24 protein-coding genes are annotated in these 24,513 nt (G+C 63.7%); 8 read left to right on the top strand and 16 right to left on the bottom strand.

Annotation, left to right across the window (positions count from 1 at the left end):
- Nucleotides 1–214: 214 nt before the first annotated feature.
- On the top strand, nucleotides 215–1,585 hold the full coding sequence (gene pmbA / locus M0D65_RS04755) for a metalloprotease PmbA (RefSeq protein ID WP_091011529.1): 1,371 nt from the start codon (nucleotides 215–217) through the stop codon (nucleotides 1,583–1,585).
- A gap of 52 nt (nucleotides 1,586–1,637) precedes the next feature.
- Here pmbA and M0D65_RS04750 read toward each other — a convergent pair whose 3' ends face one another.
- The 9 genes from M0D65_RS04750 to M0D65_RS04710 form a co-directional block, all read right to left on the bottom strand.
- Nucleotides 1,638–2,141 carry a dihydrofolate reductase gene (locus tag M0D65_RS04750; RefSeq protein WP_266251525.1) on the bottom strand — a complete coding sequence of 168 codons (504 nt, stop codon included), beginning with the start codon at nucleotides 2,139–2,141 and terminating at the stop codon, nucleotides 1,638–1,640.
- 62 nt (nucleotides 2,142–2,203) lie between these two features.
- Nucleotides 2,204–3,823, bottom strand: a complete 1,620-nt coding sequence (locus M0D65_RS04745; RefSeq protein WP_266251524.1) for a sigma-54 dependent transcriptional regulator — start codon at nucleotides 3,821–3,823, stop codon at nucleotides 2,204–2,206.
- Between the two features lie 24 nt (nucleotides 3,824–3,847).
- Nucleotides 3,848–5,326 (bottom strand): hypothetical protein, encoded by a 1,479-nt coding sequence (locus tag M0D65_RS04740; RefSeq protein ID WP_091011531.1) that lies wholly within the window; start codon nucleotides 5,324–5,326, stop codon nucleotides 3,848–3,850.
- 107 nt (nucleotides 5,327–5,433) lie between these two features.
- Nucleotides 5,434–6,261, bottom strand: coding sequence for a peptidase C39 (locus tag M0D65_RS04735; RefSeq protein WP_266251522.1), 828 nt, complete (start codon nucleotides 6,259–6,261; stop codon nucleotides 5,434–5,436).
- A 7-nt stretch (nucleotides 6,262–6,268) separates the two neighbouring features.
- Nucleotides 6,269–6,979, bottom strand: a complete 711-nt coding sequence (locus M0D65_RS04730) for a C39 family peptidase (RefSeq protein ID WP_266251520.1) — start codon at nucleotides 6,977–6,979, stop codon at nucleotides 6,269–6,271.
- Between the two features lie 95 nt (nucleotides 6,980–7,074).
- On the bottom strand, nucleotides 7,075–8,460 hold the full coding sequence (locus M0D65_RS04725) for a hypothetical protein (RefSeq protein ID WP_266251518.1): 1,386 nt from the start codon (nucleotides 8,458–8,460) through the stop codon (nucleotides 7,075–7,077).
- A gap of 30 nt (nucleotides 8,461–8,490) precedes the next feature.
- The gene (locus M0D65_RS04720; protein ID WP_245811470.1) at nucleotides 8,491–9,096 is read right to left on the bottom strand and encodes a hypothetical protein; all 606 of its coding nucleotides are present in this window, start codon (nucleotides 9,094–9,096) and stop codon (nucleotides 8,491–8,493) included.
- Between the two features lie 23 nt (nucleotides 9,097–9,119).
- Nucleotides 9,120–9,644, bottom strand: coding sequence for a hypothetical protein (locus tag M0D65_RS04715; protein ID WP_266251516.1), 525 nt, complete (start codon nucleotides 9,642–9,644; stop codon nucleotides 9,120–9,122).
- Nucleotides 9,645–9,712: 68 nt separating this feature from the next.
- The gene (locus tag M0D65_RS04710) at nucleotides 9,713–10,204 is read right to left on the bottom strand and encodes a hypothetical protein (protein ID WP_266251515.1); all 492 of its coding nucleotides are present in this window, start codon (nucleotides 10,202–10,204) and stop codon (nucleotides 9,713–9,715) included.
- A 539-nt stretch (nucleotides 10,205–10,743) separates the two neighbouring features.
- Here M0D65_RS04710 and M0D65_RS04705 point away from each other — a divergent pair.
- A complete protein-coding gene (locus tag M0D65_RS04705; protein ID WP_091011537.1) occupies nucleotides 10,744–12,138 on the top strand; it encodes a sigma-54 dependent transcriptional regulator in 1,395 nt (464 codons plus the stop codon).
- A gap of 159 nt (nucleotides 12,139–12,297) precedes the next feature.
- Nucleotides 12,298–13,269 (top strand): thymidylate synthase, encoded by a 972-nt coding sequence (locus tag M0D65_RS04700; RefSeq protein ID WP_091011538.1) that lies wholly within the window; start codon nucleotides 12,298–12,300, stop codon nucleotides 13,267–13,269.
- Nucleotides 13,270–13,320: 51 nt separating this feature from the next.
- Here the strand turns inward: M0D65_RS04700 and M0D65_RS04695 are convergent, their stop codons facing one another.
- Entirely contained in the window at nucleotides 13,321–14,034 is a 714-nt protein-coding gene (locus M0D65_RS04695) for a helix-turn-helix transcriptional regulator (RefSeq protein ID WP_266251512.1), read from the bottom strand.
- A 190-nt stretch (nucleotides 14,035–14,224) separates the two neighbouring features.
- Here M0D65_RS04695 and M0D65_RS04690 point away from each other — a divergent pair, with 190 nt between their 5' ends.
- Both M0D65_RS04690 and M0D65_RS04685 read left to right on the top strand, forming a co-directional pair.
- On the top strand, nucleotides 14,225–14,371 hold the full coding sequence (locus M0D65_RS04690; protein WP_170275846.1) for a hypothetical protein: 147 nt from the start codon (nucleotides 14,225–14,227) through the stop codon (nucleotides 14,369–14,371).
- Between the two features lie 285 nt (nucleotides 14,372–14,656).
- A complete protein-coding gene (locus M0D65_RS04685) occupies nucleotides 14,657–15,760 on the top strand; it encodes a GlxA family transcriptional regulator (protein ID WP_266251509.1) in 1,104 nt (367 codons plus the stop codon).
- Between the two features lie 31 nt (nucleotides 15,761–15,791).
- On the opposite strand, the gene M0D65_RS04680 is transcribed toward M0D65_RS04685, so the two are convergent.
- A complete protein-coding gene (locus tag M0D65_RS04680; protein ID WP_266251507.1) occupies nucleotides 15,792–15,968 on the bottom strand; it encodes a hypothetical protein in 177 nt (58 codons plus the stop codon).
- A gap of 261 nt (nucleotides 15,969–16,229) precedes the next feature.
- On the opposite strand from M0D65_RS04680, the gene M0D65_RS04675 reads away from it, so the two are divergent.
- Nucleotides 16,230–16,733, top strand: a complete 504-nt coding sequence (locus tag M0D65_RS04675) for an acyl-CoA thioesterase (protein WP_091011541.1) — start codon at nucleotides 16,230–16,232, stop codon at nucleotides 16,731–16,733.
- 61 nt (nucleotides 16,734–16,794) lie between these two features.
- Here M0D65_RS04675 and fumC read toward each other — a convergent pair whose 3' ends face one another.
- The 5 genes from fumC to M0D65_RS04650 form a co-directional block, all read right to left on the bottom strand.
- Nucleotides 16,795–18,195 carry a class II fumarate hydratase gene (gene fumC / locus M0D65_RS04670; protein ID WP_266251502.1) on the bottom strand — a complete coding sequence of 467 codons (1,401 nt, stop codon included), beginning with the start codon at nucleotides 18,193–18,195 and terminating at the stop codon, nucleotides 16,795–16,797.
- A 78-nt stretch (nucleotides 18,196–18,273) separates the two neighbouring features.
- Complete coding sequence (locus M0D65_RS04665; protein ID WP_266251500.1) at nucleotides 18,274–19,929, bottom strand: phospholipase D family protein; 1,656 nt, start codon at nucleotides 19,927–19,929, stop codon at nucleotides 18,274–18,276.
- Between the two features lie 118 nt (nucleotides 19,930–20,047).
- Nucleotides 20,048–20,998, bottom strand: a complete 951-nt coding sequence (locus M0D65_RS04660) for a bile acid:sodium symporter family protein (protein ID WP_091011543.1) — start codon at nucleotides 20,996–20,998, stop codon at nucleotides 20,048–20,050.
- A 357-nt stretch (nucleotides 20,999–21,355) separates the two neighbouring features.
- Nucleotides 21,356–22,792, bottom strand: a complete 1,437-nt coding sequence (locus M0D65_RS04655) for an MATE family efflux transporter (protein ID WP_266251497.1) — start codon at nucleotides 22,790–22,792, stop codon at nucleotides 21,356–21,358.
- Nucleotides 22,793–22,982: 190 nt separating this feature from the next.
- Entirely contained in the window at nucleotides 22,983–23,201 is a 219-nt protein-coding gene (locus tag M0D65_RS04650; RefSeq protein WP_091011545.1) for an RNA-binding S4 domain-containing protein, read from the bottom strand.
- 296 nt (nucleotides 23,202–23,497) lie between these two features.
- On the opposite strand from M0D65_RS04650, the gene M0D65_RS04645 reads away from it, so the two are divergent.
- Entirely contained in the window at nucleotides 23,498–23,965 is a 468-nt protein-coding gene (locus M0D65_RS04645) for a hypothetical protein (RefSeq protein ID WP_266251494.1), read from the top strand.
- A 41-nt stretch (nucleotides 23,966–24,006) separates the two neighbouring features.
- Complete coding sequence (locus M0D65_RS04640; RefSeq protein WP_266251492.1) at nucleotides 24,007–24,261, top strand: hypothetical protein; 255 nt, start codon at nucleotides 24,007–24,009, stop codon at nucleotides 24,259–24,261.
- Nucleotides 24,262–24,513 lie beyond the last annotated feature (252 nt).

The raw sequence follows: 24,513 nt of genomic DNA, 5'->3' as shown, positions 1-24,513 counted from the left end.
AGCGTGCCGGGCCGTGCAAACCGGCTGCGGAGGCATCCCGCGTACGCCGGGCGGCCGAACGAATCGCAGGTGCGCGTGCGCGGACCTTGCTATGATCGCGGGATGCGCAGCGCGGCGGCCCGGTTACTTGAGGCAGCGCCTGCAGACGGACTTCCCGACCGACCGGCTCCCGCGCCGGTCCCTGACCGAACGGCAATACAGGACGGCAACGACAATGGCAGCAGACATGGACGCCAGACAGCGTTTTTTCCCGCATACGCAAGACGAATTGAAGCAGATCGCTTCCGACATCCTTCGCCACGCGAAGTCGCTCGGTGCGAGCGACTCCGCCACGGAAATTTCGGAAGGCGATGGCCTGTCCGTGTCCGTGCGGCGCGGCGAAGTCGAGACGATCGAACACAACCGCGACAAGATGGTCGGCGTGACCGTTTTCATCGGTAACAAGCGCGGCAATGCGAGCACGTCGGACTTCTCGTCGGCGGCACTGAAGGACACGGTCGCGGCCGCGTACAACATCGCGCGCTTCACTGCCGAAGACGACTGCGCAGGTCTCGCCGAAGCCGAACTGCTGGAAACGGCGCCGCGCGATCTCGACCTGTATCACCCGTGGAATCTCACTGCCGACGAAGCTGTCGAGATCGCCCGCCGCTCTGAAGATGCCGCCTTCGCTACCAGCCCGCAGATCCGCAACACGGAAGGCGCGAGCGTGTCGGCGCAGCATTCGCAATTCGTCCTCGCCACTTCACGCGGTTTCCTGTCGGGCTATCCGTTTTCGCGCCACTACGTCGCGTGCGCGCCGATCGCCGGTAGCGGCCGCAACATGCAGCGCGACGACTGGTACACGTCGAAGCGCAGCGCGTCCGAACTCGCCGATCCCGAAGCGATCGGCCGTTATGCAGCGCAACGCGCGCTCGCGCGGATCGGTGCCCGCGGTCTCGATACGCGCAAGGTGCCGGTGCTGTTCGAAGCACCGCTCGCGGCCGGCCTGCTCGGTGCGTTCGTGCAGGCGACGAGCGGCGGCGCGCTGTATCGCAAGACCTCGTTTCTCGTCGACAGCCTCGGCACACCGGTGTTCGCGCCGCACATCCAGATCGTCGAAGATCCGCATGTCGCGCGCGCGATGGGCAGCGCACCGTTCGACGAAGAAGGCGTGCGCACGAAGCAGCGTTCGGTCGTGAAGGATGGCGTCGTCGAAGGCTATTTCCTGTCGACCTACTCGGCGCGCAAGCTCGGCATGCAAACCACCGGCAATGCAGGCGGCTCGCACAACCTGTCGATGGCGAGCACGCAGACGCGTCCCGAAGACGACTTCGAAGCGATGCTGAAAAAGCTCGGCACGGGTCTGTTGCTGACCGAACTGATGGGGCAGGGCGTCAACTACGTGACTGGCGACTACTCGCGCGGCGCGTCGGGGTTCTGGGTCGAGAACGGCAAGATCCAGTATCCGGTCGAAGAAATCACAGTGGCGAGCACGCTGCAGGAGATGTTCCGGCACATCGTCGCGATCGGTTCCGATACGCTTGTGCGCGGTACCAAGCAGATCGGTTCGGTGCTGATCGAGCGGATGACGATCGCTGGGCAATAGGCTGCGTCGCTACTAACAAAAACGCCGCGAAACGCAGGTTTCGCGGCGTTTTTTATTGCCAGACCTTGCGGCGATAAGTGACGAACGCGTAGTCGAAGTCGTTCGGTGCGTGTGCACGATGCGTTTCGTGCGCGACTTCTTCCCAGTCTTGCGGATCGGGAGCAGGAAACGTTGCGTCGCCGTCGAAGTCGGCGGAGATTTCGGTGATGATCAGCTTGTCGGCCTGTTGCAGGCCCTGTGCATACAGTTGCGCGCCGCCGATCAGAAACGCTTCGGGCGCGTGATCGGTTGCCGCGAGTGCGAGCGCGTCGGCGAGCGTCGTTGCCGTATCGCAACCGTTAAAGCGCCGCGCGGCGTCGCGCGTGACGACGATGTTGCGTCGTCCCGGCAGCGCCCGACCGATCGATTCGTGCGTCTTGCGGCCCATGATGATCGGCGCACCCATGGTGGTGCGCTTGAAGAACGCGAGATCTTCGGGCAGCCGCCAGGGCAGCTGGTTATCGCGGCCGATCACGCCGTTACGTGCGCGCGCAACGATCAGGGTAAGCGTTGTCATCGAAAAGGCGGGAGTAGTCATCGGGCGATTGTACCCGAGCGGTCTCGCGCGTCTGTCGTGCGCTAGTCGTGCGCGCTTTGTGCTCCCGGTGTGTCATGGGTATCGGCGTTGTCGCCTTCGGCGCCGAACGGCGGCTTGTCGTCGTGCTCGCTGATTTCACGCAAACCGTGCGAACCCATCAGCCGGTATAGCGTGACCCGCGAAATGCCGAGATCGGCGGCGGCTTCGTTGAGCCTGTGGCGGTGGCGCAGCAAAGCGGTTTCGATTGCGCGTTTTTCCGCGGCTTCGCGCGCCTGCGCGAGGCTCATCGTTTGCTGAGCGGTGAAGTGCGCGAGGTCGAGGTCGTCGGCGGAAATCAGTTTGCCTTCGGCCATCACGATGGCGCGCCGCACGCGGTTGATCAGCTCGCGCACATTGCCGGGCCAGTTGTAGTTGTACATCGCCTCGATGGCGGACGGCGTGAAGCCGCGAATCTTGCGCGCGCTGTCCACCTTGAAACGATGCAGGATGTGATGCGCGAGAATTTCGATGTCCTTGCCGCGCGCACGCAGCGGCGGTTCGTCGACGCGCAGCACGCACAGCCGGTGAAACAGGTCGGTGCGAAACCGGCCGTCGCGTATCGCGCCTTCCAGATCGATGTGGGTCGCCGAGATGATCCGCACGTCGACCGCAATCGATTCATGTCCGCCCAGCCGTTCGATCCGGCCTTCCTGCAGGAAGCGCAGCAGGCTCGCCTGGCTTTCCATCGGCAGATCGCCGATTTCGTCAAGTAGCAACGTGCCGCCATCGGCCGCTTCGACCCGGCCGATCTTGCGCTGGTTCGCGCCGGTGAACGCCCCGCGCTCGTAGCCGAACAGCTCCGACTGCAGCAGATGGTGCGGAATCGCGCCGCAGTTGATCGCCACGAACGGTGCCTTGCGGCGCGGCGAGCGTTCGTGAATCGCGAGCGCGGTCAGTTCCTTGCCGGTCCCCGATTCGCCGGAGATAAAGACGCTCGCGTCGGTGTTCGCGACCTTGCGGATCGTGCGGAACAACTGTTGCATCGCTTCGCAGGTGCCGACCATTTCGTCGTCGCCGGCGCATGCGGCGCCGGCCGCAAGATCGAGATCGCACAGCGTGATCATGCCGAACGCGTGGCCGACGAGATAGTCGACGGTCGCATTGGCCACCGGCAGCTTCACGTAGTCGAAACAGTACTGACGGATCAGGCGTCGCGTGTCGGGTTCGATGAGCCGCTCTTCGGTGGCGAGCGCGATCCAGCCGACCTGCTGCTGTTGCAGGCTCGCTTCGAGCCCGGCCAGCTCGCGAGCCGGAAAGCTCGCGAGATCGACGATGCCGGCACAGGCCACTTCGGGCTTGAGCAGCCGCCCGATCTCATACGAAGAGCGCGCCACCGATACGACCCAGCCGCGGCTGCGCAGATGCGCGGCGAGCGCTTCGTCGGGCTTGCGTGTCAGGTAGAGCAGGGCGCGTTCGGGCTCGGCTGTGGCGGCGCCGTTGGCGTTGTCGCGGGTCGTGTCGTTCGCCGTACCGCTGGCGCGTTCGTCGGTACGCGCGGCGGCGTCGGTGTCGTTGGTGTCCGTCGGCCGCCCTGTGGGGGCATCGTTCGAACTTGCGATCGTCAGGCGACTGCCCGCGCCCGCGAACGGCATGATGCTGGTTAGTTGGGATGAGTCGCGCACGATCAGCCTCATATCGGTGAATCGTCAGAAAGTGTACGGGAAGCGCACGCCGACCACGAAGTTCGGCGCATCGGGCGTAAGGCCGACAGAAACCGAACCGTTGATCGTCAGGTGCTTGTTCACTACGTGGTTTAGCCCGAAATTCAGCGCCGACGCGGTGGTTTCGCTACCCGGCACCTTGCTGTAACTTTCGCCGGGCGCGCGCGTCTTCGAGGCCGGTTCGAGCGCCATCGTGTACGAAATGCTTGCCGAATCCTTGTCCGAGAACGCGAGCGCAACCCCGCCGCCGAACTGGATGATGTCGCCGAGCTTCACCGTGGCCGGTTGCGTCTGTCCCACCACCGACGAGATATCCGCGAACGAGCGCGCGATGTTGTACGTGTACGAGAGGCTGCCGAACAGCACGACCGGGTCGTAGGTCTTCAGCAACGAGACGCCCGCCGTGATGTTCCAGAAGCCCGTGCCCGTGGGCAGCTTGGAAGGCGCGACGAGGTTGGTGTTGTCGGGTGTCAGCTGGACGACCTTGACGCCGAACGGCGAGCTGCCGGTCGGCGCCTTGATACGCAGGCTGCCGACCACATCGGGCATGCTGTTGGTCTCTTTCAGGAACTGGTAGTAGATCCCGAAGTTGATATCGCCGATGCCGCTCGAATTGAGCGACGCGTCGGACATCGAATTCGCCGCGCCGCCGGCCCCGCCGATGATGAAATTGCTGTGCCGGTACACGTACGGCACGTCGACGTCGATGCTCATGCGGTCGGTGAGACCGTAGCGCGTATCGAGATCGGCCATCACCTGGTGCGACTTGGTTTCGCCGAGGTTGATGTTGCCGAGGAAGATCGCATCGAGCGCGAGGAACCCGGACAGCTGCAACTGCCGGCGATCGTAATACGTGTCGCTGATACCCCAGTCGAGCGTCAGCTTGTGATCGAAGAGCGGCGCGTGTTCGCGCTGCACGACGGCTTCTTCGGCCTGGGTCCGCACCGGCTCCGCGGCTTTCTGCGTCTGTCCGACCGTGGTGCCGTCCGGCATCGGGGCGGGGCCGCTCGTGCCCGGCGCAGTGCCGCTGCCGGTGCCGTTGCCATTACCCGGCGAGGGTGGGTTGACCGGCACGCCGGTCGCAGTGCCGGTTGCGTCGCCGGGCGCGGACGCGCCCGGGCTGATCTGCGCGAGCTGCTGCAACGGTTGTAGCGGCGGTAGCTGAACCGGCAAGCCGTCCGCACCCGGTTGCGCGGCAACTGCCTCGCTGCCGGCCGGTGCACCGGCGCCCGGTACACCGCGGCCGCGTTGCGCCATTTCCAGACTCGTGACCTGCTGTTCGAGCGAGTGAATCTGCCGTTGCTGTTCGTCGACGACGCGCATCAACGTATTGAGCCGGTCTTCGACCGACTGGTTCGCGAGTGCCTGGGCAGCCGCGCCTTGCGACAGCGCGAACAGCAGCACGGCGGCCGGAATGGCGGCGAGTGCGATGCGCGGTGTCCTGGTCCTAGAAACGTTAGTCATTTTTGTTCCCCCGGTATCGGGCCGCGCAACCGGTCTCGGTTAATGCGTTGCGCGGCCCTCTTCGATACGACTACTGCGTTCCTGCATGCGGGCGGCGGCCCGCCGCATCATCTCCTGACGATGGCTGCGCTCTGCAGGGCTTGAAGAACGCCGGCCTGTTGCAACATGGCGGGTGACATCTGCTGCGTTTGCAGATGCAGTTGCAACTGGTTGGCGACTTGCTGGTTATTGCCGGCGATCTGTAGCAACTGCGCGATCGCACCGGCTTGCTGCGCGCTGTTCGGCGCGATGGTCTGGGTCGCGAGTCCGGCCGGCGTTTGTAGTGCGACGGTGACACCGCCGTTGCCGAACGCGATGCCGGCCCGGATCGTGCCCGCGGCGTTCGACGCATTTGCACTGGCGGCGTTGTTGCCGCCCGGCAATAACCCGGGCGCGCCGTCACCGAAGTCGATCTGCGCGGCGTTCACGCCCACGTTGCGGTCGCCGGCTACCTGGGTGACCTGCGACACCCCATTCACCGAGATGCTCTGGCCGCCGTTGGTGCCGGCATTCGGATTGGCACCGTTGTTGCCGTTGCCGCCGCCCACCACGCTCGCAAGCGTGTTGACGGTCGCGGTCAACTGATTCGCGGTGTTCGCCGCGACGGCAAGCGTGCCCTGCGCGATGGCGGTCACGCCGTTGGGCAGTTGCCATTGGGACAGCAGGTTCAACACGAACCCGGAAATCATCGACGCACCGGCGTACTTGCCGGTCTGCTGCGACAGAACGTCGTCGTCGACGGCTTGCCACTCCATCGTTTGCGGGGCGGCGTCGCGGATCGCGAGCAGGTCCTGCACCGGTGGCGGGCCGATGCTTTCCGCAGCAAACGCACTACTTGCAAGGCTGCACGCCGTGGCGCATAACGCGAAGCCGAGCTGTGAGATTTGGCGCTTCATGGTTGATTCAGAACAGGTCTGCCTTGATCAATCCGTATTCGACAAAGGGGGTCGCCGCCGAACCGTTTTCAAGCGCATTCGCGCGCAACTTCAAGGCCAGCGACTCGTTGTTTTGCAGCAATGGGGAATCCTCCCTGAACGGCTTTCCGAGAACCGCGAACACGAGGCCGTTCCAGGTTCTCGTAAAGTCCTCTTGAAGCACGATGCGGTTGCCGAGCGCAGGGTCCGCGATAAAGATGCGGCTGTTCTCGGCGTGTTTGACGATCACGAAATGCTCGTAACCATCGATGTTCATCAGCACCATCACGGGAATCTGCAGGTGATAGAGCGCATCCACATTGACGCGGAAACCTCTGCCGCGCAGGCCGATCGTATCGACGAACTTCTTCATGTCGAGCATCGAGAACCCGTTCTTCACCACGACTTCCGGCGTCGAGAAGGCCATCATCCGGCGGATCAGTTCGGTTTCCGGAATATCGATGCCGTAGCCGTACTTGAGCAGCGTCGCGAGCGCAGCCGCACCGCAGCTGTAGTCGAACTGCTGGTTGACGATGTGGCTGTAGCGGATGTCCTTCATCGAGCGGACCGTCTTGACGAGCGGTACGCCTGCGAGCGTCGACGTATCGATCGTCGTCTGCGCGTAGCTCGCTGCACACGAGGTGCAACTTGCCAGCGCGACGGCAAGCCGTAACGTCCAGGACCGGTTGAAACCGGACATGATGGTCTCCTGCCTTATATGCGCCGGCAGCTACTGTGGCTGCCGGCGCGCTCCTGCCATGGTGCGATGTCGCGAGTACTACGTTTGCTTGTCGCTTACTTGGCCACGTTCATCGATGCGATCGCGAGGCCGTTGTGCTGCACGTTGCCTGCACCACCGGCGATGTTCACGCCGATGTTGCCTTGAGCGCCGAGCAGCGCGCCCATCCCGAGCGAAGCCGTACCTTCGAACGTACCGTTGAAGGTGAGGCTTGCTTGCTGCACGCTGTTGTCGGTTGCGACCATCGCGCCGTTGGCGTTCTTGTTCACAGTCGACGTCGATGCGGCGAGGCTGTTGTTCTGCACGTTGCCGATGCCGGCCGCGATGTTCACGCCGACATTGCCCGATGCGCCCGACAGCGAGTTGTCACCGACCGAAGCGTTGAGGTTGAAGTTATTGATCTTCGCCGTGCCAGCCGAAGTCTGGTTGTTGAACACCTGCGCATTGCCGAACACGTTGCCGGCATCGACCGATGCGAGCGACGCTTCGTTGCTTTGCGCGTTGTCCACCCCTTCCGCGACGTTCACGCCGACATTACCCGACACGTTTTGCGCAGCACCTGTACCGGTTGTGGCGGTCAGCGTGCCTGCCTTCTGCGTGTTGATGTGCTGGGTGATCTTGCCGTTCGTCGAGACGTCGGTGGTCGCGAGGCTGGCGTCGATGCCCCATGCGGCATAGGCGCTGTTGGTCTCGGTGGAGGCGCCGGCCTGATAGCCCGACTCTTCGCCCCATGCGGACTGGCCACCGGAACCTTGATCGGCATGGAAGCCCCACAGCGCGCCCTGTCCCGAACCTTGCGAGGCCTGGAAGCCGCCCGCGAGGCTGTTCGAGTTGGCGTAGCTCGACTGGTTGTAGCCGGCCGAGAAGCCACCTTGCGCATGCGCGGAACCGAAGCCGAAGAACGGCGTGTCGAAGTTCACGTAGTTGTAGCTGCCGCCGATCTGTCCGCCTGCGGCGATGTGGCCGCCGGAGTTCTGCGACGTATGGCTGAAGCTGCCGGCGATGCCCGAGCTTTGCTGGCTGTACTCATAGCCGCCGCCGACAATCGCGCTGCCCTGATTGGCGTACTTGTAGCCCGATGCTTCCTGGCCGCCCTGCGCCATCCACGACGACGACGAATGGCTCGTCGTTTCCGTGCCGAACGCAACGCCGCCGCCCTTGATGGACGATGAGTTGTTGTGAATGGTCGTCGTCACATAGCCGGACGTATAGGTTTGCGCATTCGGGCTGAGCGATGCGTTGACCATCACGTTCTGGTTGTTGTTGACGACGGCGCCGGCGGTGCTCTGCACGCCGACACAGCCATACAGCGTGACCCAGCCGAACATGCCGACTTCTTCGCCGACGATCGTGGCGTTGAAGATGAACGGGTTGGTGGGTGCCGCGAACACACCGCCCGAGGCGGTGGCGAGTACGGCTGCAGCAATAAGAGTGCGCTTCATGATGTCGCTCCGATTTACAAGTGTGGTCAGTTAAAAAAGAGTGCCCGCCGGGGGACGGAGCACAAAACTGTTTGCCGTGGCATTACCGGCACCGGCTGTCTGGTTGATCTGTACGATCCCGTTGACGTTCTTGAAGGCGTCGTTGGAAATAGTCGCCTCGCGTACGCTGTGAACCCCGATTGCTAGACCTTGACCGCCGTTTTTCGCGGCCGTCGCGGATAGCTCTCTATCCGAGACGGTCTCGACTCCTGGCGCCGCAGTGCCGAGCTGCACACTGTTGCGCTGGAGATTCCCTGCGCCGGCGCTCTGATTGATCATCAGGGCTCCGGACGAATTCGAAAATGCGTTGCTGCCGATCGATGCAGTCGTGCTCGTGACCTTCGCGGCAACCGATGCGCTTTGCGCGCTTGCGTTGTCGGCGGCGACGGCGTTGCCACCCGTGATCGTCAGCTGGTTGGCCTGCGCGTTGTCGACGCCGGCCGTTTCGTTGACCGCGACCGCACCGGTCGTACCGACACCCGCGCCGGCACCGATCGATGCGGTGCCGCTCACGACCGGCACGCGCTGCGCATAAGCGCTGCTGACAAGGAGCGCGACGAGTACGGCGCTGCCCGTATGAACGAGCGTGCGCGCCATGCGCTGCGAAGAACGGCGCGCGCTCATTTCAGACCTCCGAGTCCGCCGCTCAGCGCAGCAGACAGCGGTGCAAGGGCGCCCGTCACCGACTGCGAAATCGTGCCGCCGATACCGGCACCGGCCAGGCCCGCGCCGCCCGCACCGAGCGGAATGCTGCCGCCCGCCGCGTTGCCGCTGAGAATGCGCGTCACGCCCTGGATGCTGTCGCCCATCGCACCGATCGGCGCGAGGCCGCTCGAGCCGCGCGCGGTCGTCAGGTCGGCGTCGGACACGATCTGCGCCATCATCGGATCGAAGGTGTTGGCCGGGAACGTGGTGGCGCGCACGGCGACCGGATCCTGGTCGCGCGGAACCTGGGCGAACGCACTGCGTGGCGTGATTTCCCGCTCGACGATGATGTCGCCCGGGTTCACCGCCTGTTGTGCGGCGGCGATGCCGGCTCCACTTGCGGCCGCGATTCCGAGCAACGCCTGCAGCACGGGCAGTAGCGCGGGCAGCAGTACTGCCAGCGGACTGCGTGCGTGCGACGAGTGGATCGAGGTGCTCATGTCTGCTCCCGGTAGCGCGGCGACCGATGCGGTCGTCTCGCAGTGTTCGTGTGATGACGTAATCCGCATCACTTTCTCGTGTAGCTCGCGACGTTGCTCTGCGTGGCATGCGCCGCATCGACCGGAACCGGCAGCGGTGCGGGCGGCGCGATCTCGTCCCACAGCGTCACGGTGCCGCCGCGCATCAGTTGCGGCGTCGCGGCCACCATCAACATGCCGCTCGCGCCGCCGCGCTGATGCGAGAGCATCTGGTCGTCGAGCGCCAGGTCGTTCATCGATGCAGCATCGGTCCGGTCGCGCAGTACGGCGGCGAGAGTGGAACCGCTTTCAGCTGACGTATCGTCGAGCGCGGCCGCGATCGTTGCGGGTGCATCGATAGCGACCGGCATAACAAACGATGCGTTCGCGAGGACGAAGGGCGCGGCATACGTATCGAGCGTGCGGGCAGACACGAAGGTCTGCGCCTGAACCGCAAAAGGCAGCGCGCTGCAAACGAGCGCGACGCAGAGCGCGGCACGCGGCGTAACGGCAATCAGGTCGATGCGGAAAGCGAGTCGCATGATGTCTCTCCTTGGTGCGAGGCATTTAGCGAAACGTGTGCCATGAGCCGCAATCCGTTGATACGACTGGGCTCACCGTTGCTTGTCCGGAGCGGGAAATCGCAAAACGGGAAAAAACGTTTCAGCGCTGAAACGGGCGGCAGAAAATACCGATGAACGGCAATTGCAAGCTATTGCGACAACCGTCGCAATCACTCATGGTCAACCCTTTGTGGAAACGTTTTATTCAAAAGACGTAGACTTGCGGACCACGATGCGAGCCTTGCTGGGCAAGGTGTTCAGCAATTAATTTGCATATGTGTTTTCTAAGTGGCGGGCGTATAGTAAGCTCTCGAAAACAGTTCCATATTTTAAAAAGCCCGCTACTGGGCCGTCTCGATACACACACACACGCCGCTTTTCGGGGATTCGCTGTTCGCACGAATGGAATGGCCGTTCGGGTTTTGCCCTGCGTGAGTCCCGATGCGAATCAGCGTGTCTGAAACATGTTCAGGTACGTGCCGTCATCCTTAACGTTCGTTGACGAGAGGATCTGAATAATGGAATCCGCAACGCGCCAATTGATTTACGTTTCGCGCGACCCCAATGTGAGGTTGCACACCCAGTTTCATGACCGTGGCTGGCATGTCGAGGTAGTCGGCTCGGCACGCGACGCGCGTCGCGCCGTTCGCGCCGGTATGGCGGCGGGCGGTTTGCTCGATCTGACAAGCCGTTTTCAGCAACACGAAATCGCTGCATTCGAAGCGTGCCTGACGATGCAAAACGTCGGCTGGGTAGCGGCCACGACGGCCGGCCAGTTGCAGGACGCGGCGCTGCGCAGGCTCGTGCGCGACTACTGTTTCGATTATGTGACGGTGCCGTATTCGGACGATCGCATCGTCGACTCGGTGGGGCATGCGTACGGCATGGTGTCGCTCGGCGAGAACGCGTCGAACGATCCAAAACAGAGCAGCAACGAAGGCGAGATGGTCGGCTCCTGCGACGCCATGCTCGCGCTGTTCCGTTCTATTCGTAAGGTCGCGATGACCGACGCGCCGGTGTTTATCTCCGGCGAATCGGGCACCGGCAAAGAGCTGACCGCGGTCGCGATTCATGAGCGTTCATCGCGGCGTAACGCGCCGTTCGTGCCGATCAACTGCGGTGCGATTCCACCTCATCTATTGCAATCCGAACTATTCGGCTACGAGCGCGGCGCGTTTACCGGCGCGAATCAGCGCAAGATCGGCCGCGTCGAAGCGGCCAACGGCGGCACGCTGTTTCTCGATGAAATCGGCGATCTGCCGCTCGAAAGCCAGGCGAGCCTGCTGCGCTTCCTGCAGGAGCGCAAGGTGGAACGCCTCGGCGGTCACGGCACGATTCCCGTCGACGTGCGCATCATTTCGGCGACGCACGTCGATATGACCGCGGCGATGATCGAAGGGCGGTTTCGTTCAGATCTGTATCACCGGCTTTGCGTGCTGCAGATCGACGAGCCGCCGTTGCGCGCGCGCGGCAAGGACATCGAACTGCTCGCGCGACACATGCTCGAACGTTTCAAAAAGGATGCAAGCCGCCGCTTACGCGGGTTTTCCCCCGATGCGATTGCCGCGCTCCATAACTACAGCTGGCCTGGCAACGTGCGTGAGCTGATCAATCGCGTGCGGCGAGCGATCGTGATGTCGGAAGGACGCGCGATCACCGCGCGCGATCTCGAACTCGCCGAGTATGTCGAGATCGTGCCCGTGTCGCTCGCGCAGGCACGCGAAGCGGCCGAACGTCAGGCCATCGAACTCGCGCTGCTGCGTCATCGCGGACGGCTCGGCGATGCGGCACAGGAACTCGGTATCTCGCGGGTGACGCTGTATCGTCTGCTGGGCGCGCATGGCATGCGGCACATCGAGGCGGAGCCGCTCGCGCAGAACGGCGACCTGCAGGCCACGATGCCGCATCTGTGACAGCACGCTGCGGCGCCGGCCGCATGCTGCTGATACACCGCCGTATCAACATGCGCCGCACCTCGCGCGCGCCGCTCCGAACACATCCTCCCTTCGCTTGGTAAAATCACGGTTTCTCGCCTAACCGCGGGCGCCTTGCGCCCGGCCGAAGGAACCTGCATGAAACAATACCTCGACCTCGTCCGCTCGATCCTCGATACCGGCACATGGCAGGAGAATCGCACCGGCATTCGTACGATCAGCATGCCGGGCGCGATGTTGCGCTTCGATCTGCAACAGGGTTTTCCCGCCGTGACGACGAAGAAGCTCGCGTTCAAGTCGGCGATCGGCGAGCTGGTAGGGTTTCTCCGCGCCTCGCGCAGCGCTGCGGAATTTCGCGAGCTTGGCTGCAAGGTGTGGGATGCGAACGCGAACGATAACCCGCAGTGGCTCGCGAATCCGTATCGCGAGGGACCGGACGATCTCGGCGACGTGTACGGCGTGCAATGGCGCAAATGGCCGGCCTACAAGGTGCTCGACGCGCAGGCCACGGCGCGGATCGCCGACGCGACGGCGCGCGGTTATCGCACGGTCACGACATTCGATGAAGACGGTACGCGCAAGGTGCTGCTCTACAAGGCCGTCGACCAGTTGCGCCAATGTCTCGACACGATCATGCAGAACCCGGCGGACCGACGCATTTTGTTTCATGGTTGGAACCCCGCGGTGCTCGAAGAGATTGCATTGCCCGCCTGCCACCTGCTGTATCAGTTCCTGCCCAACGTAACGCGTCGCGAGATTTCGCTGTGCCTGTACATCCGCAGCAACGATGTTGGTCTCGGTACGCCGTTTAATCTGACCGAAGGGGCGGCGTTGTTGCATCTGGTCGGACGTCTCACCGGTTACACGCCGCGCTGGTTTAGTTACTTCATCGGCGACGCGCACATCTACGAGAATCAGCTCGACATGCTGCAACAGCAGCTCACGCGCGAACCGTATGAGAGCCCGCGTCTCGCGATCGCCGACCGTGTGCCGGACTACGCGCAAACCGGTGTCTACGAACCCGAATGGCTGGAGAAGATCGAACCGGCGGATTTCTCGCTCGTCGGTTACCAGCATCACGAGCCGTTGACGGCGCCGATGGCGGTTTGATCGGATGATTCGTTCGAGCGGTATGGTTGAGCGGTATTGTCGATCGAACCGTTACCGCGCAAGAAACTCGTTGAAGCGTTGATGACCGGTCGGCGTAATGCGCAGGATGCGCGGCCGCTCGGTGCGCTCGACCCAGCCCTGGCGAGACCACGAATCGAGTAGCGCTGCACCGAGCGCACCACCCAGATGGGGGCGCCGTTCGCTCCAGTCGGGACAGGTACACGCGAAGCGTCGTCGACGTGTGTGTTGACCCGCTACATCGATACCCCAGTCCGCGAGATGCGCGGTGCCGCTCGACGTTGCTTCGAGCGCATCGCCGTCCAGCGTGAGCAGATCATGCTCGACCATCCGCTCGAATACGCGCACCGCCAGTTCTCCCGCCATGTGGTCGTAGCAGGTCCGCGCGTAGCGCATGTCGACCGGCACCGTACGCGCAGTGCGCGGTGCCGCACGCTGCGGTGCGGTGGCTTGTGCGACGTTGGCGAGCGCTTCGATCGATGCCGCGATATCGGGCGTGGCGATGCGGAAGTAGCGGTGCCGTCCACGTACCTCGACGGCCAGCAGGCCGCCTTCGGTGAGTCGCGCGAGATGGGCGCTTGCCGCGGAAGGCGACAGGCCCGCAATCATCGTCAGTTCGCCGGCCGGTCGTGCGCTGCCGTCCATCAGCGCCCACAGCATCGCGGCGCGCCCCGGGTCGGCCAGCAACGCGCCGATCCGGCTTAAACCGGGGAAGTGGCTGTGATCGTCGGTGGCTGCAGCGGGCATGGCGATTTCCTTGCTGGGTAAGCTGGATAAGGGCGGCGCGAGACGGCACAAGCGCGATGTCTCAACTGTACCCGCATGCGGTATTCGATGTTTCAGCCTCGCCTGAATTGTCGAATGAGCGGCCGAGGGTCGCTGCGCCGCCGGGCGTCGCCAGGCTAGAATCGTTGCCTGTTCTGCGGAAATCATTGCCATGAAGCTGCTCTTTGCTCTTGCTGCCGTTGCATTGCTGTGCGCTGCCTGCGCGCAGGGTGGCGGCCCGGATGCGTCGGGGCCGGGTTCCGGCCGCATCTCGATGTACGGCACGATCGACGAAGGCGTGTCGTATCACAGCAAATAAGGCCGGCACGCGGGTAACGGTGAAAAGCGACGGTTGGCGGAAATTGATGCAGGATTGTCTTTTCTGCCAGATCGCTCCGTGCGATGCTCCGCCAGTCTCTAGCGGACTTTCGTCCCATTTCCTTGCTTCCTTCATTCGCTGCGCGACCTTTTCAATGCCGTTTCCCGCTCTTCTTTCGCAAGGATCGCTTCGCATGTGCGCAATGCAGAGCGTTCGAACGGCGCGATACAGGGGCGATAGATGAGCGGCGTAACCGCTTCGAAAACCGGTCGGCGAGTGCCGGCCGTGAAAACTCCAACCCGGGCCGCGAACGAAGCAGCCGCCGCGCCAGCTGCGCGCCACATCGTGTTCGCAGTAGCGCCCGACCTCGTGTTGCTCGATGCGAGCGGCCCGCTTGAAGCGTTCTGGCGTGCCGAACTCATCACCGCAGACCGGCGCTGCGCAACCGGTGCGCAGAGTGTTCAGGACGCACGCGAGCAGGCACCGGCTGCATACCGGCTCTCCATCGCCTCGATCGACGGCGGTGTACTGCAAACCTACCCCGGTCTACCTATTGTCACGCAACGTCTCGACGTGCTCGAGCGCGAATCGATCGATACGCTGATCGTCCCCGGTGTGCCGATCGACGAAGGCTACGCATTGCAGCCCGAACTGGTGGCGTGGGTCGCGCGGCGGGCGCCACATGTACGGCGCGTGTGTTCGGTCTGTACGGGCGCGTTCTATCTGGCCGCGGCGGGCGTGCTCGACGGCCTGCGCGTGACGACGCACTGGCGCAGTGCTGGGCGCCTCGCCCAGCAATTTCCGCGCGTGCAGGTGGACGCCGAGCCGATCTTCATCCGCGCGCCGCTCGATGCTCGCTCGGGACGCAGCGTGTGGACTTCGGCGGGTGTCACGGCCGGCATCGATCTCGCGCTCGCGCTGATCGAAGAAGACCTCGGCCACACGATCGCGATGCAGGTGGCACGGCGACTCGTCGTGTTCATGAAGCGGCAGGGCGGGCAGTCGCAGTTCAGCGCCACGCTGGCGGCGCAGACGTCGGCGGCCGGCGCGTTCGATGCGCTGCACGGCTGGATCGCCACGAATCTGCGCGACGACCTGTCGGTCGAGCGGCTCGCCGAACGCGCACGGATGAGCCCGCGCACGTTTGCGCGGCGTTACGTCGACGAAGTGGGGCGCACGCCCGCGCGGACGGTGTCGGCGCTGCGTCTCGAGGCGGCGTCGCGTGCGCTTGCCGAGTCGAGCCGGCCGCTGAAAAGGATCGCGCTCGAATGTGGATTCGGCAGCGAGCAGAACCTGCGGCGCGCGTTTTTGCGCCATTTCGGCGTGCTGCCACACGATTATCGCGAGCGCTTCGCATCGACCCGACCGGCCGCGCGGTCCCGCGCCTGACGTCAACCACTAGCCACTTTTCCGCCGAACCTCAAAGCAGGCAGACGACCCCGTAGTCGACCACCCTGCGAATCAGCCAGTGACGGTTCAACTCCGGCAATTCGTAATCGGGACAGGCGACTTCCATGTAGCCGTTGGCAAGCAGGATAATTTCCGTATGCAAGCGCGACAAGCGCGACAGGCTGGAAAAGAAAAGAGCGGTCTTCATGTCTGCACCCTTGCTACCGGAGAATCGACGATTCCAATCTAGTCCTGGCGGGTTCGCTGGTCGCGCAATTTAGACGGTCTGTTACCGTTCGGGCGACGATGGGTGCGTAGACGTTGGTCTGCGTCAGGCGCTGTGATATCGCGCAGCGGCAGGTCGATAACGGACCGATGATTTTGTCGCGTGGCCGATGCCGGGGTAAGATTTGCCGCAGCGCCGAGCCGCACTGCCGCGGCCGGCCCGTTCTGACCGACCGGAGTCCCCATGTCTACCCCCGCAGCATCCCTCGATCGATCGGAGACCACGTTCCGCTTTCTTGCCGAGCCGACTTCGGTCAACTTCGGCGGCAAAGTGCACGGTGGTGCGCTGATGAAGTGGATCGACGAAACCGCGTACGCGTGCGCGGCCGTCTGGTCCGGACGCTATTGCGTGACCGTGAGCGTCGGCAATATCCGTTTTCGTCGGCCGATTCTCGTCGGTAATCTTGTCGAACTGCGCGCGCGCGTGGTGACGACCGGGCGCACCAGTATGCATATCCACGTGTCGGTGCAGGCGGGCGATCCGAAGGGTGGCGAACTGCTGCAAACCACCGATTGCCTCGTCGTGATGGTCGCCGTCAACGAGAACGGACATCCGGTGCCGGTGCCGCCGTTCGTGCCGGAAACCGACGAGCAGCGGCGCCTTGCCAAGTACGCGATGGATGTGAAGGATGCGCTCGACGCGATCGTCGAATTGAAGCCCGAGGCGGTCGCGCAGGGCAAGGTTTGAATCAGCTCGAATGTGGTCGGTTGCGCACGGCATGTACCGCGCGCAACCGCTAAAGCCAGTATCAGTCTTTGACGTTACCAACCATATCGGCAGGACGAACCCATTCGTCGAACTGCTGTTCCGTCACGTAGCCGAGCGCGAGCGCGGCGGCTTTTAACGTCGTGCCTTCCTTGTGCGCTTTCTTCGCGATCTGCGCAGCCTTGTCGTAGCCGATGTGCGGATTGAGCGCCGTGACGAGCATCAGCGATTCGTTGAGCAACGTATCGATACGCTCGCGATTCGGCTCGATGCCGACCGCGCAGTGATCGTTGAAGCTCTGCGCGCCGTCGGCGAGCAGGCGAACGGATTGCAGCACGTTGTGCGCGATCATCGGGCGGAACACGTTCAGTTCGAAGTTGCCGCTCGCGCCGCCGATATTCACCGCGACGTCGTTACCGAACACCTGTGCACATAGCATGGTCAGCGCTTCCGACTGCGTCGGGTTGACCTTGCCCGGCATGATCGAGCTGCCCGGTTCGTTTTCCGGAATCGACAGTTCGCCGAGGCCGCAGCGCGGACCGCTGGCGAGCCAGCGCACGTCGTTGGCGATCTTGTTCAGGCTGGCGGCGACGGTTTTCAATGCGCCGTGCGCGAATACGAGTGCATCGGCGGCTGCCATCACTTCGAACTTGTTGGCCGCGGACACGAACGGCACACCGGTCAGCTTGCCGATCTCGGCCGCGACTTTCGTCGCGAACTGCGGATGCGCGTTGAGCCCGGTACCGACCGCCGTGCCGCCTTGAGCGAGTTCGTACAGATGCGGCAGCGTCGATTCGACGTGACGGATGCCCTGATCGAGTTGCGCGACGTAGCCGGAGAATTCCTGACCGAGCGTCAGCGGCGTCGCATCCTGCAGATGTGTGCGGCCGATCTTCACGATGCCGGCGAACGCTTTTGCCTTGCCATCGAGCGTATCGCGCAGCGTCTTCAATGCAGGCAATAGATGCCGGACGATGCCGGTCGCGGCGGCCACATGCATCGCGGTGGGGAATACGTCGTTGGACGACTGGCCGCGATTCACGTCGTCGTTCGGATGCACCTTGCGCGCCTCACCGCGTTCACCGCCGAGCAGTTCGCTCGCGCGATTGGCGATTACCTCGTTGAGGTTCATGTTGGTCTGCGTGCCGGACCCGGTTTGCCAGACCGCGAGCGGGAATTCCTGCGGATGCTGGCCGTCGATGATCTCGTCGGCGGCGCGCATGATGGCGTGTGCCTTTGTGTCGTCGAGCACGCCGAGCCCGAGGTTCACTTCGGCGGCGGCGCGCTTGATCACAGCGAGCGCCGTGATCAGTTCCGGCGACTGCTTCTCCGACGAAATGCGGAAATTCTGCAATGAGCGCTGCGTCTGCGCGCCCCACAGGCGAGCGTTCGGCACGGCGATTTCGCCGAACGTATCGCGCTCCATGCGTACATCTTCGGTCATGATGATTTCACTCCGTTTGACTGATCGGGTTCTCGACACGGCACGATGCGGCCCGGCGGGAGGCCGGCAGAGGCGCCGTCAAAGCTCGTTATCGATGGGCAACAGCAAGCATATCCCCGTCAGCAGATTTCTGTAGAAACCCGCATGTGGATCGAGGTTATACGTGTGCTGCTGGCCGTTTTCCACATCGGTCCAGATGAGCGGCGACGTGGTCACGCTGTCGTTTTTCAGACGCGCGCGTTCGGCCGGCGTGGCGAGCGTGACGCGATAGCTGATCTCCGGTTGCGTCGCGCGATCGAACAGCGTGGCGACTTCGCTGGCGAGCGATTCGCTGTGGATTACCAGTGCGAGTTCGGTGTTCAGATGCGCGGAACGTGGATCGAGATTCATCGAACCGATCACCAGTATCTTGCGATCGATCACGTAAGTTTTCGCATGCAGGCTCGCACGCGATTGCGAGCCGGCGATGCCGGGTCTCGGTTGATTCTGGATCGGCCGGAATTCGTATAACTCGACGCCTTCTTTCAGCAGCGGCACGCGATACGGGCTGTAGCCGGCCTGCACGGCGATCGCATCGGTTGCGGCCATCGAGTTCGTCAGCACCGCTACGCGCACGCCGCGCTGCGTCAGTACGCCGAGTCCTTTCACACCCGCATCGTGTGGCACGAAATACGGCGAAATGACGAGGAATTCTTTCTGCGCGTCGTGCGTCAGTTCGATCAGTCGCTGCATCGGCGGGCTGACGTAGTCGTCGGTGGGTTTGACGATCTTGTCGGGTGTATCGGCCTTGAACTCGGCGGGCGCCCATGTGAGACCGAGTTCGTTGTTCGCGATCTGCGCGGCGAGCGGTGTTGCGTTCAATGGTTTTGCGTTGTACGGGTCCGCGTTTTCGCGCCAGTGCGCGCGCAGTTCGTCGCGCATCGCATCGAGTTCCTTCGGATCGAACTTCTGATGATTCAACGCGCGCAGCGGGTACGAACTGCTGCTTTGCCAGAATTCGTCGAAGCTCGCGGAGACATCGTGCGTGATCGGACCGGCCGCGAGCACATCGAGATCGCGGAATTGCAGCGTCGTACTCGCGCTGAAATACTCGTCGCCGAGATTGCGCCCGCCGACAATCGACACCTGGTTGTCCGCGATCATCGCCTTGTTGTGCATGCGCCGCGTAAAGCCGTCGATCTTCGTGAAGAGATTCGTCGTGCGTTCGAACACGCCGCGGTGCGTGGTACCGAACGGATTGAACACGCGGATCTCGATGTTGTCGTGCGAGTTCAGCGCGGCCATCACGCTGTCGATGTCGTCGAAGTTCAGGTCGTCGACCAGCATCCGCACGCGCACGCCTCGGTCCGCCGCATAGAGCGCCGCGCCGAGCAGTAACTTGCCGGTCGTGTCTTCGTTCGCGATGTAGTACTGCATGTCGAGCGTTTTCGTCGCGGCGCGGGCGAGGGCGATACGCATCTGCAGCGCCTCGGAGCCGTTGGACAGCACGCGAAAGCCCGATTCGCCCGAATGCGCGTGCTCCGGTGCGGCGAGCGCGGCAAGCAGGGGCGTCGCGGTATCGGCGGGCAGTGCGTGCGTGACCTCGCGATTCATCGAGGTGGCGGGCGGGCGTGTTGCGCACGCACCGAGCAGCGTCGCGGCGATGCATAGCAGGGCTGCGCGGACGGCTACGACGGCGCTGTGCCGCCAGGGTGTGGCCGATGCGCGATGGGTGGAAAGGGAATGCGCCGGCACGCTGCTTCCTCCGTCTGGATCGACTGTCGAGTAGATGAGGCGTTGCCGCCACGGCCGGGCGATGGCTTCAGCGCATCGCCCGGAGCGGATTCTAGACGCGATTCTAAAGGGGAATGCGTCAGGCCGGCGGCGTATCGGCCCGCGCGGCCCGTGTCGACCCGCGCGCTGGGCGGCCCGCCCAGTAGCCAGCAAGTAGCGAGCCCGACAGGTTGTGCCACACCGAGAACAGCGCGCCGGGCAAGGCGGCGATCGGCGTGAAATAGAGTTTGCCGAGCGTCGCGGCAAGACCGGAGTTCTGCATGCCGACTTCGATCGCGAGCGTACGGCAGACCGATTCGTCGAAGCCGAGCAGCCGGCCGCCCCAATAGCCGCCGAGCAGACCAATGCCGTTATGCAGAACCACGCCGAGCATCACGACGAGCCCAACCGAGGCGATGCTCTTTTGCGTACCGCCGACCACCGCCGCGATGATCAGCAGGATCGCGACCATCGAAATAAGCGGCAGCACGGGCTCAATTTTGCGCACGATGCGGCCGAACAGATGATTGATCACGAGACCGACAGCGATCGGCACGGCGACGATCTGCAGGATGCTGAGCAGCATGCCGCGCACATCGACGGCAATCGATGCGTCCACATAGAGGCGCGTGAGCAGCGGTGTTGCGAACACGCCGACGAGCGTCGACAGTGCGCTGATCGTGACCGACAGCGCGACGTCGCCGCGCGCGAGATAGATCATGACGTTCGATGCCGTGCCGCTCGCCACGCTACCGACGAGCACCATGCCGGCCGTGAGATCGGGCGGCATCCGCAGCGCTTTCGCGATTGCCCATGCGGCGAGCGGCATCACGAGGTAATGCAGCACGATGCCGGCGACGACCGGCGCGGGCCGCGTGAACACGCGCTGAAAGTCCGCTACCGATAGCGTGACGCCCATCGCCAGCATGATGATGGTGAGCAGGGTGGTGACGTGCGGCGCGATGCCGCTTACCGATGCCGGCGAAAAATAGGCGGCGAGCGAAACGAGTACAGCCCACAGCGGAAAGAGACGGGTAACCCGGGCGAGCATGACAGGTGGTCCTTGGTTCTGTTTTATGTTGGGAGCGATGGTGCGCGGCACGCGGTTGTTGCGTGCGATGTGTATGGGATCGCGGTATTGCGGATCGTGCGGCGGGCGTATGGCGAGGGTGAACGTGCCACGCGCGTCAGCACATCCTCGTGAGATGCGCAGCGGGATGCACGCAGGCAACCCGCCGCGCATTTTACCGTCGACGCGGCAGATGGCCGGCACGGTGAACGGGCGCACAAAAAAGAAACCCGCGCAGTGCGCGGGTTAAAACCCTGTCAGAGGAGTGTCAAAGTAAGACGGCTTCATCGTAGCGCGGCCACTCATCGGCCCCAACCAAGATCGCGTGCTTTGCTTAGCTCACGACGCGGGATGCGACGATGCTGCCGCAGCCATCCGTACGTTGCGCAGGCTCAGCTTGTGAAAGCGCAGCGTCATCAGCAGTGCGACGCTCGCGAGTCCGGCCGCAAGTCCCCACCACAGTCCGCGTGTGCCGAAGCCGAAGTGGAACGCCAGCGTGTAGCCGGTCGGAAAGCCGATGCCCCAGTAGCCGATTGCGGCGGCGATCATCGGGATGCGTGTGTCCTTCAGTCCGCGCAGACAACCGGAGCCGACCGTCTGCATGCCATCGACGATCTGGAACAGCGCCGCAACACCGAGCAGCGAGGTGGCGAGCTGCACGGTCGCGGCGTTGCGCGGATCGTCGAGATGCAGGTACAGCCCGACGATCGCATGCGGCGCCAGGATCAGCACGAGACCCGACAGCGTCATGAAGCCGACCCCGAGCGCCAGCGCGACGAAGCCCGCGTGCCGGGCCGCGAGCGGTTGCTGCGCGCCGGTCCAGAAGCCGACGCGTACGTTTGCCGCCTGACCGATCGACAGCGGCACCATGAAGGCGACCGACGCGACGTTCAATGCGATCTGGTGCGCAGCCAGCGACGATTCGCCGAGCACGCCGATCATCAGGCCGGTTGTGAGAAACAGCATCGTTTCGACGCCGTACGTAATCGCGACCGGCCAGCCGATGCCGAACAGCTCGCTCATCAACGGCACGCTCGGGCGTGTCGCGACTGCGAAGTGGCGAAAGCGCGGGCGCAGATGCAGCAGCGCCATCAGTATCAGAGCGGACGTCCAGACCGTGAACGTGGTCGCAGTCGCGGACCCGAGAAAGCCCAGACGCGGCAATCCCCACGCACCGTGAATCAGCCCGTAGTTCAGAAAGCCGTTGACGAACACCCCACCCAGCGACACCCACAGCAGGCGCTTGGCTGCGCCGATGGCGGGCAGGAACGAGCGCATCAATCCGATCCCGATCAGGCTGCCGAGCGTCGCCCAGCGCAGCACGCCCGTGTATTCGCCGATGTTGTGCGCGAGCAAGGCCGGCTCGCCGAACGCGAGCAGGATCGGCGTCGCGAACGACAGCAGCACGAACGCCGGTATCGACAGCAGCACGGATAACAGGAAGCCGGTCCAGTAGATGTGCGGCACGCGGTCTTCGGCCTGGGCGCCGCGCGCATGCGAGACGCTGACACTGACCGAGGTCAGCACGCCCTGCAGCAGCGTGACCACGGTGAAGAACAGATTCGCGCCGAGGCCGCCGGCTGCGAGCGCATCGGCGCCGAGCGAGCCGAGCAGCACGGTATCGGTCACGCTCATCGCCATCTGCGAGAGCTGCGCAATGGCAAGCGGTGCGGCGAGACGAGCGGTGTCGGCGGCATGGCGCGACAGCGACGGGGGCGCCGAGACGGCGCGCGAAAAGGCGGAACGGCCCGGTTGGGGTTGGCCGGTGTGGGTCATGGTTGGCCTGCAAATAGAAGCGGACGACACGGGCGACGCCGGTGTCGTGATTGATCAGTGTTTTCCGCTGAAGCTGACAAGATGACAGCTTATTGCCTGCGCGCTCCGTTGTCGATCAACAGGCACACTTTTGGTGCGGGTTTGGCGAGGAGGCTGAAGGCGCGCCGCACGCTGGCGAAGTTTGCGCCCGCTACGCCTCGTGTACCGCGATGCGCGTGTCGCCCAGCAGCACGACCTGGCCCGCGCGGATTTTGCACGTTTTGCGCAGTTCGACCTGGCCGTCGACCAGCACTTCGCCGGCGGCGACACGCACCTTGGCGGAGCCGCCGCTGTCCGCGAGGCCTGTGATCTTCAGGAGATTGTGCAACTCGACGTAGTCGCCGGTCAGCGTGAAATCGAGGTTGGGCATGGCGTGTGCGACTGGAAAGCGGAACGGGTTCGCATCATAAGCCAGACGCCGGACGGATGCTTGTCCCAAGCGGCTTTGTGCGGTCTCACCGGCAAATGCAAGCAGATGTTATGCAGATGTCAGGAAATGAAACGTTCCGTAACACTGCCTGTTTTTCGCGAACTTCACTCGATACGGTCCGTCTGTGGGAATAACTGCTGCGCTTTTGCGGCGGTTCACAGAAACGATCGGGTGTCGCTGGCGCCGAGGGCCAGTGGCTACAACGCCCGATCGCGACAACCTTGGAGAGGATAGCCATGACTCAGATTCGTTCGCTACTGATCGGTACCGCCCTGACCGCCGCGTTGAGCACGCTCGCTACCGGCGCCGCACTGGCGCAGACCGCCGCGCCGCCGGCCCCTGATGTCGCGGGTCAGGCACAGATGCAGGCGCCGGCCGCGCAGGGTGGTGGGCAGGGTGGTGAAATGCCGCCCGCCGCACCGGCCGCCGCCGGTATCGAGCAGCCCGTCACGCCCGCTCCGCAGCGCCTGACCGCTTCCAGCCCGACTGACCCGCTGGTGCAAAAGCGTAACGCCGACGCGCAGGCGAATGCCAACTACAGCGCTTCGAAGAAGGCATCGAAGACCGAGTACAAGCAGCAGGTGCATGACGCGAAGGTGAATCGCAAGGCCGACAAGCAGGCCGCGAACAACGAGATGAAGGCCGACATGAAGGGCACGCCGGCTCAAGCTGCGACGCCAGGCCCGGATAGCGGGCAGCACTAAGCCGCGCGATGCTCACCGTCATGCAAAGGAGGAACCCATTCATGAACAAGCTGATTAGTACGCTCGGTGTGGCGCTGGTCGCAGGTTGCCTGTCGGCGGCAGCCGTCGCGCAGTCGCACGATCCGGTGTCGGAGCCCACGACGCATGCCGATAAAAAGGCGGCGAAGGCCCAGGCGAAGGCGGACCATAAAACCTCGGTCGCGCAGGCGAAGGCCGACAAACAGCAGGCCGACGCGCAAGCCGACGCAGACAAGGCGACCGCCGACGCGAAAGAGAAGGACGCGAAGAAGGAATAGCGAGGTGCGGGGAGAAGCCGCTTGAAGTCTGAGCTTTCTCCTTCGCGTCACGCATGTGCCACGAGCGGCCCGGAGCACGTCAGTGTCCGGGCCGCTTTTTTGCGCCCGTGTTCGCGGGCTGGATGGCCTTGCATCGCGTGTGGTTGCGTCGTCGGGCAAGCGGCCGGCGACGGCTCAGGAAATAGGGCGCTTGCCGCCGAAGGTTGTATGGATATACAGTATCCGTCGCTCACCACTCTCACCACTCTCGCC

It is taken from the genome of Paraburkholderia sp. CHISQ3, from assembly GCF_030464945.1.
GTDB classification, from domain to species: Bacteria; Pseudomonadota; Gammaproteobacteria; order Burkholderiales; family Burkholderiaceae; genus Paraburkholderia; species Paraburkholderia megapolitana.
The sequence above is the reverse complement of the archived record's forward strand: the minus strand, read 5'-3'. Positions and strand labels throughout refer to the sequence as shown.